This is a genomic window from Kitasatospora sp. NPDC051702 (assembly GCF_040681575.1).
Classification (GTDB): domain Bacteria; phylum Actinomycetota; class Actinomycetes; order Streptomycetales; family Streptomycetaceae; genus Kitasatospora.
Map to the genome: position 1 here is coordinate 25230 of NZ_JBFAZB010000040.1, position 13184 is coordinate 38413.

General features: G+C 73.1%; 11 protein-coding genes. 5 read left to right on the forward strand and 6 right to left on the reverse strand.

The genetic code is table 11. From position 1 onward, the window contains the following. Positions 1-246: 246 nt before the first annotated feature. Entirely contained in the window at positions 247-1641 is a 1395-nt protein-coding gene (locus AB0N04_RS27995; protein ID WP_360217236.1) for a short-chain fatty acyl-CoA regulator family protein, read from the forward strand. 53 nt (positions 1642-1694) lie between these two features. Here AB0N04_RS27995 and AB0N04_RS28000 read toward each other — a convergent pair whose 3' ends face one another. Further along, positions 1695-3017, reverse strand: a complete 1323-nt coding sequence (locus AB0N04_RS28000) for a diacylglycerol kinase family protein (protein WP_360217239.1) — start codon at positions 3015-3017, stop codon at positions 1695-1697. Between the two features lie 207 nt (positions 3018-3224). On the opposite strand from AB0N04_RS28000, the gene AB0N04_RS28005 reads away from it, so the two are divergent. Further along, positions 3225-3971 (forward strand): hypothetical protein, encoded by a 747-nt coding sequence (locus tag AB0N04_RS28005; RefSeq protein ID WP_360217242.1) that lies wholly within the window; start codon positions 3225-3227, stop codon positions 3969-3971. A 27-nt stretch (positions 3972-3998) separates the two neighbouring features. Here AB0N04_RS28005 and AB0N04_RS28010 read toward each other — a convergent pair whose 3' ends face one another. Together AB0N04_RS28010 and AB0N04_RS28015 are read right to left on the reverse strand one after the other, a co-directional pair. After that, positions 3999-4304: a GNAT family N-acetyltransferase gene (locus AB0N04_RS28010; RefSeq protein ID WP_360217245.1), complete on the reverse strand. Its 306-nt coding sequence runs from the start codon at positions 4302-4304 to the stop codon at positions 3999-4001. Between the two features lie 59 nt (positions 4305-4363). Then, complete coding sequence (locus AB0N04_RS28015; protein WP_360217247.1) at positions 4364-4747, reverse strand: ASCH domain-containing protein; 384 nt, start codon at positions 4745-4747, stop codon at positions 4364-4366. A 323-nt stretch (positions 4748-5070) separates the two neighbouring features. On the opposite strand from AB0N04_RS28015, the gene AB0N04_RS28020 reads away from it, so the two are divergent. The 3 genes from AB0N04_RS28020 to AB0N04_RS28030 all read left to right on the forward strand — a co-directional run bounded on the left by AB0N04_RS28020 (position 5071) and on the right by AB0N04_RS28030 (position 10028). Continuing rightward, positions 5071-7299 carry a tetratricopeptide repeat protein gene (locus tag AB0N04_RS28020; RefSeq protein ID WP_360217250.1) on the forward strand — a complete coding sequence of 743 codons (2229 nt, stop codon included), beginning with the start codon at positions 5071-5073 and terminating at the stop codon, positions 7297-7299. A 297-nt stretch (positions 7300-7596) separates the two neighbouring features. After that, entirely contained in the window at positions 7597-8922 is a 1326-nt protein-coding gene (locus AB0N04_RS28025; protein ID WP_360217253.1) for a peptide ligase PGM1-related protein, read from the forward strand. Then, complete coding sequence (locus AB0N04_RS28030) at positions 8919-10028, forward strand: zinc-binding dehydrogenase (RefSeq protein ID WP_360217256.1); 1110 nt, start codon at positions 8919-8921, stop codon at positions 10026-10028. Before AB0N04_RS28025 ends, AB0N04_RS28030 begins: the two co-directional genes overlap by 4 nt. Before the next feature lie 140 nt (positions 10029-10168). On the opposite strand, the gene AB0N04_RS28035 is transcribed toward AB0N04_RS28030, so the two are convergent. The 3 genes from AB0N04_RS28035 to AB0N04_RS28045 all read right to left on the reverse strand — a co-directional run bounded on the left by AB0N04_RS28035 (position 10169) and on the right by AB0N04_RS28045 (position 12991). Beyond that, entirely contained in the window at positions 10169-10699 is a 531-nt protein-coding gene (locus tag AB0N04_RS28035) for a MaoC family dehydratase (protein WP_360217259.1), read from the reverse strand. Between the two features lie 17 nt (positions 10700-10716). Then, positions 10717-11952, reverse strand: a complete 1236-nt coding sequence (locus AB0N04_RS28040) for an aminotransferase class I/II-fold pyridoxal phosphate-dependent enzyme (RefSeq protein WP_360217262.1) — start codon at positions 11950-11952, stop codon at positions 10717-10719. A gap of 160 nt (positions 11953-12112) precedes the next feature. After that, positions 12113-12991, reverse strand: coding sequence for a CoA ester lyase (locus tag AB0N04_RS28045; RefSeq protein ID WP_360217265.1), 879 nt, complete (start codon positions 12989-12991; stop codon positions 12113-12115). Positions 12992-13184: the final 193 nt, after the last annotated feature.

Sequence of the window (13184 nt, forward strand, 5' to 3'; positions counted from 1 at the left end):
ACAGCGGCGGGAACCAGGCTGACCTGGCCGTTCACCGCTGTCCTGTGCGCCTCCCGGCCGCACCACCGACTCTGGCAGCTCGCGCCGCGGCCGTCACCGCTGGACGGGTGCCACGTTCTGCGAACCTTCCACGGCGAATCCGCGAAGTCTGCGAAGGCCCGGGCGGAGGCTCCCGGGCTAGGCTGCCCCCACCCGGTCCGCGCCCCACCCGGTCGGCGGGCGGGTTCGTGGAGGGAGAGCGGCACCATGGGAAAGGCCTTCGCCGGCGCCCGGCTCCGCCGGCTGCGGGAGGAACGCGGGCTCAGCCAGGCCGCGACGGCCCGGCTGATCGACCTGTCGCCCAGCTACCTCAACCAGCTGGAGCACGACGCCCGCCCGCTCACCGTCCCCGTCCTGCTGCGGCTCACCGAGGCGTTCGGCGTCGAGGTCGGCTACTTCGCCCCACCGGACAGCGCCCGGCTCACCGCGGAACTCCGCGACGCCCTGGGGGAGGAGCTCACGGCCGGGCGGGTCACCGCCGGGGACCTCGACGAACTGGCCGCCCGACTGCCCTCCGTGGCACGGCTGTTGACGGACCTGGGGCGCAGCCGCCGGGCCGTCGCCGAGCAGCTCGCCGTCCTCGCGGGGGAGCGCGGCCCGGCGCCCGACGGGCTGACGCCGCATGAGCAGGTCCGCGAGTTCTTCTACCGCCGCCAGAACTACGTCCACGAACTCGACGTCGCCGCGGAGGAGTTGGCGGCCGGGATCCGGCTGCGGCGCGGCGGCGTGCGGGAGGTGCTGGCAGAGCGACTGGCCGGCGGGCACGGCGTACGGATCGCCACCGGCGGCGAGCAGCTCCACCAGTACGACCCGGACGCCCGGATCCTGCGGCTGTCGGACCGGCTGCGCCCCGGCCAGCAGGCCTTCCGGATGGCCACCCAGCTCGCCTACCTGGAACACGACCCGCTGCTGTCCGAACTGGCCGCCCAGGACAGCCCGGAGGCCTCCACCGCCTGGTCGCTCACCCGGATCGGCCTGGCCAACTACTTCGCCGCCGCGCTGGTCCTGCCGTACGCCGCCTTTCACACGGAGGCGGAGTCGGCCCGGTACGACATCGAGCACCTCGCCGACCACTTCGGGGTCGGCTACGAGACCGTCTGCCACCGGCTCAGCACCCTCCAGCGGCCGCGGCTGCGCGGGGTGCCGTTCTCCTTCGTCCGGGTCGACCGGGCCGGGAACGTCTCGAAGCGGCAGTCCGCGACGCCCTTCCACTTCTCCCGCACCGGCGGCACCTGCCCGCTGTGGAACGTCTACGAGGCCTTCGCGGCGCCCGGCCGGGTGCACGTCCAGGTCGCCGCGATGCCAGACGGCCGGCGCTACCTGTGGACGGCCCGGGCCGTCACCCGCTCGCCCGCGGGCTGGGGCCGGCCCGGCAAGACCTTCGCCATCGGCCTCGGCTGCGAGATCCGGCACGCCTCCCGGCTGGTCTACTCGACCGGCCTCGACCTCACCGACGAGAGCGCCGCGACCCCGATCGGCCTGGGCTGCAAGGTCTGCGAACGCCCGGCCTGCCCGCAGCGCGCCGCGCCCGCCATCGGGCGGCCGCTGGCGGTCGACGAGCACACCAGCAGCTTCGTGCCGTACCGCGCCGTGACGCCGTGAGGCGGCGCGCCCTGCCCGCGGGGTCTAGACCCCGCGCGCCCTGCCCGCGGGGTCTAGACCCCGGCCTGGATCCCCGTCCGGCGTCCGAGCGCGAGGCGGAGGATCAGCCGCCAGTCCGCGGGGGCGGCGGGCGGCGGGGCCCCGGGGCGGTGCCGCGGCACCCGTACGCGCAGGGCGCCGGGGCGGATCTCGCAGACCACCGGGGTCGGCAGCACCACCGCCTCGCCGTCGACGCCCACCGGGACGGTCGCGGCGTCGGCGGTGACGGTGACCCGCCCGGCCGTCAGCAGGCTCACCGCCGGGGACCGGGCCCCGCGCAGCGCGAGGTCCGCGGCCTGGGCGGCGCCGTCCACCCGCAGGCCGAGGACGCCCAGCGCCCCGCCGTCGAGCCGGGGCCGGCGGCCCGCGCCGAGGGGGTCCGCGCCCGCGTACGGGTTGTTGCTCACCAGCAGTGCCTGCGGGTTGTCCAGCCGGGTGCCGCCGGCGTCGGCCGCCAGCCGCGGCCCGGTGCTGCCGAGCAGCAGGTCGGGCAGCGCGCCCAGTGCGGTGCTCGCCTTGGCGTCGCGGTACTCCGGGCTCTGCACGATCTGTGCGTAGACCCCGAACGAGACGGTGTTGACGAAGGGCCGGTCCGCCACCCGGCCGAGGTCCACCGTCAGCTCGACCCCGTCCGTCAGCGCGTCGAGGCAGGTCGACGGGTCGTCGCGGTCGAGGAGCAGGTCCATCGCGAAGTGGTTGCGGGTGCCGGCGGAGACCACCATGAACGGCACTCCGCGCTCCGCCGCGACGTCGGCCACCAGCGCCTGGGTGCCGTCGCCGCCCGCGACGCCCAGCAGGTCCGCCCCGTCGGCGACCGCCCGGCGGGCCAGCGCGGCGACGTCCTGGTGCTGCGCGGTGTCCAGGAGCACCACCCGTGCACCGAGCGCCTCCGCCTTCCGCACCAGGTCGAAGCGGCCGACCTTGCCGCCGCCGGACTTCGGGTTCATGATCAGCACCGGGTGCGCCGGCGGCGGGCTCTCCCGGGTCCGCATGCCGTGCGCGGGCCGCACCTCGCGCATCACGCCCCGCGCGCAGAGCAGCGCGGCGCCCCACAGCACCAGCCCGCCGAAGGCGTCGAGCCACAGGCCGTGCGCCGTGTAGAGGGCGAACACGCAGAGCGGCGCGGCGACGGCCAGCACCAGACCGAGCATCCGCAGCGCCCGCCGGTGCGCGACCGCCCACCACACGCCCACCGCCGCCAGGGCCAGCCCCACCACGCCGGTCGCCAGCACGACCAGACCCCCGGCCGGTGTCGCGACGAGCACGACCAGGGCCGCGACCGCCGCGAGCACCGCGATCCGGGCGAGGAGCGTGGCCCGTGCCTGCCTGCTGCTCATGCCGACCTCCTGCGCGCCATCCCCCCATCCTCCCGACCCGTCGCCGTCCCGGCGCGCCGGGCCCACCCGAACGTGCTACCGGGTGCCGACCGCCGGGGTGCCGCGGACGGGAGGGCGCGGCCGTGGTGCCCCGTGGGGCCGGCACCCGCCCCGGTCCGCCCCCGGTCGTGTCCGGGCGGCGCCGGCGGGGCGCCTATGCTGGCGGCCGTGATCGAGTTCCCCGGCTTCGCCACCCTGCTGGCCCGCCTGCTGGACCACCGCGGTCTGGCGCCCGCCGACCTGGCCGGGCAGGCCGGGGCCGCCGAGCCCGAGGTGGCCGCGCTCCTCGCCGGCGCCGGGCCCGATCCGGTGCTGCTGCGCCGGCTCGCGCCCGCGCTCGGCCTGGACGCCGCCGACCTCTTCGAGCTCGCCGCCCTCCCGCTGCCGGAGGACCTCGCCCCGGCCGGCGGCATGGCCACCACGTCGATCACCGGCGTGATGCGCTTCGCCCTCGCGCTGCCGCCCGAGGCGCGGGCCGAACTCCGTTCCCACGTGGCGGGGTTGCCGTCCGCCCGGCAGCGCGGACGGATCGAGGGCCTGCCCGCCTCCGTGCCGTACCGGCACACGCCGGGGAACGTACTGATGCGGATGGTCGCCACCCGCAACCTCGGCTGGAACGGCACGGCGAAGGCCGTCCAGCTGCTGACCGGGCGGTCCCGGATGGCCACCGTCTACGGCCGGATCGCCGCCGACCAGACCGAGTTGACCCCGGACCTCGTCGCCGACCTCGCGGTCGTCCTGGCCCTGCCCGCGGCGGACCTCGCCGCGCTCCTCGGCCTCCCGCTGCCCGAGGACGCGCCGGCGCCGGGCGAGGCCGTCCGGGACACCGCCCTGCTGCTCCGGGACCTCCGGCGGCTGGGCGTCGAGCAGTTGCGCGAGGCCGAGGACCTGGCCAGGTCCCTGCCGCCCGCCTGAGCCCCGGGCGCAGGGGCCGGGCGGCGGTCAGAGACCGAAGCGGGCGCGGTGGGTGGCGGGGACGAGGTCGGCGTACTCGGGGTGCTTGGTGATCCACCCGCGGATGAAGGGGCAGTAGGGCAGGACGGCGAGCTGCTGGTCGCGGGCGGCGTCGAGGGCGGCGCGGGCGAGTCGGCTGCCGAGTCCGCGGCCCTCGAAGCGGGGGTCGATCTCGGTGTGGATGAAGGCGATCTCGTCGCCGGAGCGGTGGTACTCGGCGAAGCCGGCGAGCTCGCCGTCGTCGGTGATCTCGAACCGGGACTGCGCGGCGTTGTCGTTGACGGACTGCTCCATGGTTCCTCCTCGGGTGCGGCTGACCGCCTGGTCGGTGCCCCTTGATCATAGTTGAAGAATCAACATTTGTCGCCGTCGACCAGCCGGAAGGCCAGACAGACCACCTCGGTGTCGTCCTCGACCACGCTGCCCAGGCGGCCCCAGTAGCGGCGGTGACCGGCGCGCCAGTCGTCCAGCGAGGTGAAGCCCTCGCCCTCGGCCCGGGCGTGCTCCCAGGCCACCGCCGCGAAGGACGTCACCTCGATGCCGGTGATCTCGATGACGGCGACGGGCCGCCCCCGGACGTCCAGCAGCGCCAGCCGCTCACCAGGGTGCTCCAGGTCCTCGGCCTGCGCGGCGTAGTCCGCCAGCAGCCCGGTGGTGGTCGTCTTCCTCCCCTCCAGCACCAGCGCGTTCAGCTCGACCCGCATCCCGTCCGGCGTACCCAGCTCCATCGAACGCATGCCGTTCACCCGCGGCCACATCGTCGATCCACTCCTCTCCGGCGACCCTGCGGACGGATCGTCACGCCCCGACGATAGGAGCAGCGGGCCACCGCGTCCGGCAGGATCCGCCGGACGGGCCGTCGCCCGCCGCGGCGCGGCTCAGCGCTACCACCCGCCCGCGCCGGGCCGCAGCACCATGAAGCCGTCGAGCGGGGTGAATCCGAGAGCCCCGACCTCACGGACGGAGCACCTGGGCTCCGCCGACCGTGCCGGGGTACTCGCGAAATGGCCACGTACCGCCTGCCCGTTGGCCTAGCGTGGGCGTCGGGGAGGGAGTACTCATGGACAACCACATCAGTGGCGGGATCTTCTTCGGTACGGTCGTGCAGGGTCGGCGAGTGAAAATCACCCTTCCGCGTGTGATCACCCCTTCGCTGCAGGGGCTGCCCAGGCGTGGCCAGCTGTTCTCCGGGCGAAGTGACGAACTTGCTGAGGTCGTCCAAGAGTTGCAACGCGTTCCGGTGACGTCGATCGTCGGGATGCCCGGGGTAGGCAAGACCGCGTTGGCAGTGGAGGCCGCGTGGCGGGCCTGGAAGGACAAGGGCCTGTTCTCCGGTGGAGTGCTCTTCGTCGAACTGCACGGCTACGACGACCATCACCGGGTTTCGACCCACCAGGCGCTGGTGCAGTTGCTCCATGCGCTGAGCATTCCGGACGAGCACATCTCGAAGGACCCGAAGAGCGAACAGGAGTTGACCAGGCTCTACCGCTCGGTGCTAGCGGCCTACGCCGAACAGGAACGGCGCCTGCTGGTCGTGGTGGACGACGCCTCGGACGATGACCAGGTCGGTCCGCTGCTGCCCAACGACGACTACCATGGCGCATTGGTTACCTCACGGCACAAGCTGGTGCTCAGCGGGACACGTCTGCACCTGCGGCCACTCGACACGGATTCGGCGGTCGAGCTGATCCGTCGTGTCCTGCAGGAGATCAAACCGGTCGACCGGAGGGTGGACGGTGACCGTGCCTCGGCCGAAAGGATCGCCGACCTGTGCGGCTACCTGCCGCTTGCACTCTGGATCTCGGCGGCCCTGCTGGCCGATATCTCCGACAGGCCACTCGCGGAGTTCGCCGCCCAACTCGCCGAGGCCCACCAGCGACTCAACGCGCTGGCGCGCGACGAGCGCACTGTCAGGGCCGCCTTCGACCTCTCGTACCAGCGCTTGGACCGCGAACAGGCCCGGCTGTTCGGGCTGTTGGCGCTCAATCCGGGCCCGGACATATCCACTGAGGCGGCCGGGCAACTGGCGGGCACGCGAGCTGACCGGACGCTCGAGTCGCTTGCCCGGGCGCACCTGATCGAGGCTCCACGGTGGGGTCGCTGGGCCTTCCACGACCTGGTCCGGCTCTTCGCGGAGGAACGAGCCGTCAACGCTCCCGCTGGAGAACTCTCCGAGGCGCGGAACCGGCTGAACTCCTACTACGTGGAAACGGCCCTGGCGGCCGCGCTCAACCTCAATGACACCGTCGCGACCAGTAACGACGGCCCGTTTACACGCTTCCTGGGCGCACCGGACCGGGGCATTGCCTGGCTGGACGATGAGTACCTCAACCTGTTGGCCGCGGCCGTCCGTGCCAACGCGGACAGACACGCTGGGCTCTCCCTGATCCTGCCGGTCGCGTTGGGCGGCTACCTTCGGCTTCGTCGAGTCCTGCCCCAGTGGACCGAACTCCTGGAACGGGCAGTTCGGGCCGGGAAGTCACTCGGCGAGGTGGACACCACCGGCATCGCACTCGATCTTCTTGCCCTCGCCTTACAGCAGGAGGGGCGTCTGGAGGAAGCAGCCGTCGCGGCACGTCGCGCCGTGAAGTCGCTCCGCAAGGCGCGCGAGAAATTCCGGGAGAACGCCGCACTGAGCCACCTCGCCGCGATTCTGGCGGATCAGGGCCAGTACGAGGAAGCCGCCCGGATCCTTCGGAACACCGTGGACCGGTTGAAGGAGGAAGGCGGCGGAGGGATGACCAATAGGGCCCACGCTCTGAAGGACCTCGGTGAGGTCTTGTTGCGGTTGGGACGGTATGAGGAAGCAGAGAAGTTCAGTGCGGAGGCCGCGGACTGTTTCGATCGGGTGGTGAGGGACGAGGTCTCGGAGGCCGAGGCACTGCTGTGTCGCGGTTCGGCCATGTTCACTCTGGGCAATCCGGCAGCCCCCCTCTACCTTCACCGGGCGAGTGAGCACTTCCGCAAGCACGGGAATCTGGTGGGTCTGGCTGCGACGCTGAACGTGTACGGTTGTGCCACTTGGAGCTTTGGTCATCACGATCAGGCAGTTGAGATTCTGTGCGAGGCCGCCGACTGCGCCGCGGAGGCCGGCAACGACGCCATCCGGGCCCAGGTGGTCGACAACCTGGTATCGGCTTACACGGCTCTCGGCCGGCCGGAGCAGGCGGCCCGGCTGGCTCTGGTGCACGGAGCGCGAGCCCTGACAGCGGAGCCTCGTCCCCCAACGCCGCGCGCTCCGGACGGTGGCAGACGGTGGCGCTTCGGGTGGCTTTCCAGACACCGCTGAGCGGTCCTCCCGGATGGAACCCGCGGCTGGCCCGAACCGACGTCATGGTCCGCCGACCGCTGCGAGCCATGAGTGGTCCCACGTGATCGGGGCGATCGTCAACCTCCCGACCGACGTGCAGACGCCCGCGCCGGAATCGGCCCGGGGAGGGGCGGCCCGGTTGTTCGGCGTTTTTGTTCAATGACCGAGGGCCGAACCAGAACAACCCCGGTGCGCTACATCTGTAGCGCACGCCCCACCCGTGACGTGCGACGGACCAGGGCCGCAACAGCGCCGAACCCCGGGAGAGTTCACCAGATGACGACGCTCTGCATCGCGAACAACCGCACCGAGGAAATGGTCGGCGACCTCACCGGGATGGAGCGGCTGGAGCAGCTGTTCGCCGGTTGCGGGGCCCAGCGGATGCTCTGGTGGGCCGAGGACGGCGACGTGCTGGTGCTGCCCTGGGGGCCCGACCCCGAGTACCTGGCGTACGTCACGGGGCTGACCGGCGTGCGCGCCGGGAGCCTGACCTTCGTGGTGCCGCCGCCGGGCGCCCAGGGGGACCAGGTGCTCACCACGGACCGCCTGACCCACCCGGACTTCCGGGCCGAGCTGCGCCGGGCCCTGGACGGGCGCACCCTCGACCGGGTGCTGGCGATCTCTCCGAACGGGGCCGTGGCCGAGCTGGCGGCGGCGCTCGGCGCGGCGCACGCGATGCCGGGGCAGGCCTTCGCCCTGCAGGGCGGCAACGCCATCGTCAACAGCAAGGCCGGGTTCCGGGCGCTGGCCGCCGGCGCCGGGGTGCCGATCCCGCCCGGGACGGTCGCCGGCTCGCCGGCCGAGGTCGAGGCCGCCGTCGAGGGCCTGCTGGCGCAGGGGCACAGCGTGATGGTGAAGGTCGAGTACCAGGCGGGCGGCTTCGGCAACGAGATCCTCAGCCGGGACGAACGGGTCGACCCGGCGGGCGCGGAGCGGGTCGTGCCGCTGCCGGACCGGGCCGCGGTGGCCGGCTACGTCGCGCAGCGCTGGGAGTGGCTCACCGGCGGGCGCGGGCAGCGGGTCGTGGTGGAACGGTTCTTCGCCGACTCCGCGCCGCTGTACGCCCAGTTCGACCTCGACGACGAGGCCGTGGTGCTGGCCGGCTGCGGCGAGATGGTGATGCAGCCGGTGGTGATCGGCGAGATCACCCCGCCGGTCACCCCGGACCCCGCGACGCTGGCCGAACTGGTCGACCAGGGAGCCCGGTTGTGCGAGTCGCTGCGGACGATCGGCTACCGGGGCACGGTCAGCGCGGACGCCGTGCTGACGCCCAAGGGCGAGATCTACTTCCACGAGACCAACGGGCGGCTCACCGGCTCCAGCCACCTGCACGACGCCTACGTCGGCCGCCTGCTGCGCCCGGAGCACCGCGGCTCGCGCTACCTGCTGGAGCTGGCGGGCCTGAAGGTGCCGTCCTTCGCCGGGGCGGTGGCCGCGATCGGGGACGCCGGGCTGGCCTTCGACGCGCGGACCGGCACCGGCGTGGTGTACAGCTGCGACTTCTCCCCGGCGGACGGCTCGGTGATGTACTGCGTGATCGCCGAGGACCCGGAGGCCGCCCGCACCCTCGAGGCGCGGCTGCTCGCGCTGTTCGCGGCGTGAGCCGGGTGGACGGGGTGGACGGGGTGGACGGGGCGGACCGCGTGGACCGGGTGAGCCCCGACGGCCCCGTGAGCCCAGGGAGCGCCGAGAGCACCGCGAGCGGCGAGCGCGATGAGCACGACGGGCACGACGCACGCCCCGCGGCCCCCGGTGGGATGCGTGCGGCGGTGATCCACCGCTACGGCGGGCCCGAGGAGTTCCGCACCGAGACCCTGCCGGAACCGGTGGCCGGCCCCGGTCAGGCGCTGGTCGACGTCACCCTGGCCGGGCTCAACTACGCCGACCTGCACTGCCGCACCGGCGAGTACGCGCGGTACCCGCTGCCGGCGGTGCTCGGCGCGGACGTGGTGGGCCGGCGGCGCCGGGACGGCCGGCGGGTCGCCGCACTGCTGCGCGAGGGCGGCGGGTACGCCCGCGTCGCCCGCGTCGAGGAGGCGTTCACCGTCGAGGTGCCGGACGCCGTCGGGGACGCGCAGGCGCTGGCCCTGCTGGAACAGGGCGCGACGGCCTACGGCGCGCTGACCCTGCTGGGCCGGCTGCGCCCGGGCGAGACCGTCGCCGTGACGGCGGCGGCCGGCGGGGTCGGGCACCTGGTGGTGCAGCTCGCGAAGGAGCTGGGGGCGGGCCGGGTCGTCGGTCTCGCCTCCACGCCGGCCAAGCGGGAGTTCGTCCGCTCGCTGGGCGCGGACCGGGCCCTGGACCCGGCGGACCCCGGGCTGCCCGAGCAGCTCGCCGAGTCGGGCGGGGTGGACCTGTTCGTGGACCTGGTCGGCGGGCCGCTGCTGCGCACCGGCTTCGACCGGCTGGCGCCGTTCGGCCGGGTGCTGTCCGTCGGTGCGCGGGGCGGCCCGGAGGAGAGCTTCGCGGTGGACGAGCTGGCGGACCGCTCGGCGGGGGTGCTGGCGTTCTGGCTCGAGCACGTCCTGGCGGACCGGGTGCTGTTCGCCGGCATCGCCGAGCGGCTGTTCGGGCTCGCCGAGCAGGGGCGCCTGGTGGCGCGGATCGACCGCACGGTGCCGCTGACCGGTGTCGCCGGGGCGCACCGGGCGCTGGCCGCGCGGGAGACGATGGGCAAGGTGCTGGTAAACGTGCACCGGGAGGGCTGAGGGCTCGGCGGCGCGTCCGCCGGGTCGCCGCGGGCCGGGCCCGGCACGGAGCTCCGTGCCGGGCCCGACGCCTCTGCGTCCGACCGCGTCCTACCGCGTCCGACCGCGAGCGGAAGGCCCGGCCCGTCGCCCTGCGGGGCTCAGTACCCGGCGACCTCGTCCAGGCCGTGGCCGCGCAGCGGCACCAGGAAGCTGCGCTCGAAGACCACCACGACCTCGCCGGTCGACTTCGTCCCGGTGGTGCGGCAGCTGACGATGCCCTGTCCGGGACGGCTGCCGGAGAGCCGGGTGGCGAGGGTCTCGGTCTCCGCGTAGAGGGTGTCGCCGGTGAACACCGGGTTGGTCATGCGGATGTTCTCCCAGCCGAGGTTGGCGATGGTGCGCCCGCTGGTGGAGCGGGCGGTCATCCCGCCGACGATGCTGAGCGTCACCAGGCTGGAGACGATCGGGCGCTTCCACGGCGTGTGCTCGCTGTAGGCGGCGTCGATGTGCAGCGGGGCGTCGTTCATGCTCAGCATGCTCATCAGGACGTTGTCCAGCTCGGTGACGGTCCGCCCGGGGCGGTGCTCGACCACCTCGCCGACCGTGAACTCCTCGTAGTAGCGCCCGACCACCTCGCGGTAGCGGTGCTCGCCGATCCGCCGGTACCCGGCGAACTCGGATCCGTCCATGGTGGGTCTCCCGGGTTCTAGAGGTCGGCGGTGAGTTCCTTGACGTGGCCGGCGAACTCGCGGATCAGCCGCTCGTCCATGTCGGCGCGCATCATCAGGCGCAGGCCGGCCTCGCCCTTGGGCACGATCGGGAAGAAGACCGCCGAGCTGTAGAAGCCGCGCTCGAAGAGCTGGGCGGACAGCTTGACGGCCTGGTCGGCGTCGCCGACGTCGACCCGGCGCACCGGCAGGCCGTTGCCCGCGAAGGTGGTCGGCAGCAGCTCGTCGAAGAGGTCGATGTTGCGGTTCAACCGGGCCTGGAGATCGGCCAGTTCGGGAGAGCGGTGGATGGACGCGGCGCCCAGTGAGGCGCCGACCAGCGGCAGCGCGACGTTCTGCGACCACCCGACCGGTCCGGCGTGCCGGTGCAGGAACTCGAACTGCTGGCGGTTGCCGAGCATCGCGACGCCGCCGCCGGTGCCGAAGCCCTTGCCGAGGCTCGCCACGATCACCGTGAGCGGGTTCATCTCCAGCCGGGAGCGGACGAAGCCCTCACCGCGCTCGCCCATGATGGAGAGCGAGTGGGAGTCGTCGATGTAGAGGAAAAGCCCGTAGCGGTCCTGGAGTTCGAGCAGGCCGTCGAGGGCCGCGGCGCCGCCCATGGAGTAGGCGCCGTCGGCCACGTAGGCGACCCGTGGGTACTTGCGGCAGATGTCCTCGAGGTAGTTCAGGTCGTTGTGCGGGCAGGTCAGCACCATCGACTCGTCGGCGCAGATCGGCTTCACGTACGCCATGCAGAAGTGGCAGAAGCGGTCGAAGACCATCACCCGGGGGCCGCCGCCGCCCTGACAGGTGCCGTCCAGGTGGCCGGAGGCGATCAGCGGCAGGATGCCGGCGGTGAGCGAGGTGCAGGACGCGCCGGGCAGGATGTGCGCGCCGAACAGCTCGCCGAGCTCCTCCTCCAGGCGCACCAGCAGGTTGTGCCGGATCCGGGTGGTGGAGGTGACCAGCCACGTGCTGCGGGACTCGGCGAGCGCGTCCACCGCGCCGGCCGCGACGGTCGGGTGGTTGTTCAGGCCCAGGTAGGCGCAGGAGACCATGTTGGCGAACTCGTGGCCGGTCTCGCGGACGATCAGCCGGTTGTTGGACTCCGAGTCCACCGTGATGCCGATCAGGCCGTGGGCGGCGGCCGCCTGCCAGACCGGGTCGGCGGTGGCGAGCATGGCCTCGGCGTTGCGGTAGCGGCGCGGGCCCAGGATCGATTCTTCGGTCATCGTCACTTCTCCGTCGGGTGGTTCGGGTGGCTCGGGTGTCGGCCGCGCTCGGCGCGGTCCTGCGGATGGTGCGGTGAGCGGGGCCCGGCCGGGGGCGTCTGCCCGGTCGGGGCGCGTCGTGGGGTCGGGGCGGGCCGCCCGGTCGGGGCGCGTCGTGCGGTCAGGGTGAGTCGTCCGGTCGGAGCGGGCCGTCCGGCCGGGGCGGGTCGAACTCCTCGATCAGCCGCTGCGAGGCCTCGAAGAACGGCATGCCGACCATCACCCCGTCCACCACGGTGACCGAGCGGCCGTTCTCCAGGCCCGCCGCGACCACCCGGCGGGCGTGCGCGAGCAGTTCCTCGCCGGGGCTGAAGGTCTCGTTGATCAGCGGGAGCTGGCTCGGGTGCACGGCGATCTTTCCGCTGAAGCCGAAGTCCCGGGCCAGCCCGGCCTCCTGCCGCAGCCCGGCCAGGTCGGCGACGGCGAAGAACGGGGCGTCCATCGCCTCCACCCCGGCGGCTCGGGCACTGTTGACCACCCGGGCGCGGGCGTGCGCCAGGGCCGCCCAGGAACGGCTGGCACCGACCGCGAAGGCGTAGTCGGCCGATCCGAAGACCAGCCCGCGCAGCCGGTGCCCGGCGGCCGCGATGGCGGTGGCGTTCTCGATGCCCAGCGGCGTCTCCACGACGGCGAGGAACGCCGTGTCCGGGCAGTCCGCGCCGAGCGCGCCGGCCGCGATCTCGACGTCCCGGGCGGACTCCACCATCGGGATCAGCACGATGTCCGGCTTGACCCGGTACCGGGTGATGGCGATCAGGTCGCGCAGACCGTCGGGCCCGGAAAGGGTGTTGATGCGGACCGCGCTGCGCGCGAGCTTGGTGGACGGGAGGGTGAAGAACTCCTCGGCCAGCCGGCGGGCCTCCTCCTTCCGGGTGGGTGGGACCGAATCCTCCAGGTCGACCATGGCGATGTCGGCCCCGGACTGGTGGCTCTTGGTGTACCGCTCCACCGCCATCGCGGGTGTGGACAGGAGGGAACGGCAGTACCGCGTGAACTTCATGGATGTCTCCGAAGTCAGCGAAGGCTGCGGGTCCCGGTTCTATCCCACCGCCATTGTTCGGCGCCGCAGGGCTGGACATTGAACATCAACTCGGAACAACCGACCCGCAGGCACCATTGTTCGGCGCCAACCGCCCTGTGCATGATGAATCACGGGGGATGGACAGGAGACACGCGTGAGACGCGTGGGCGCG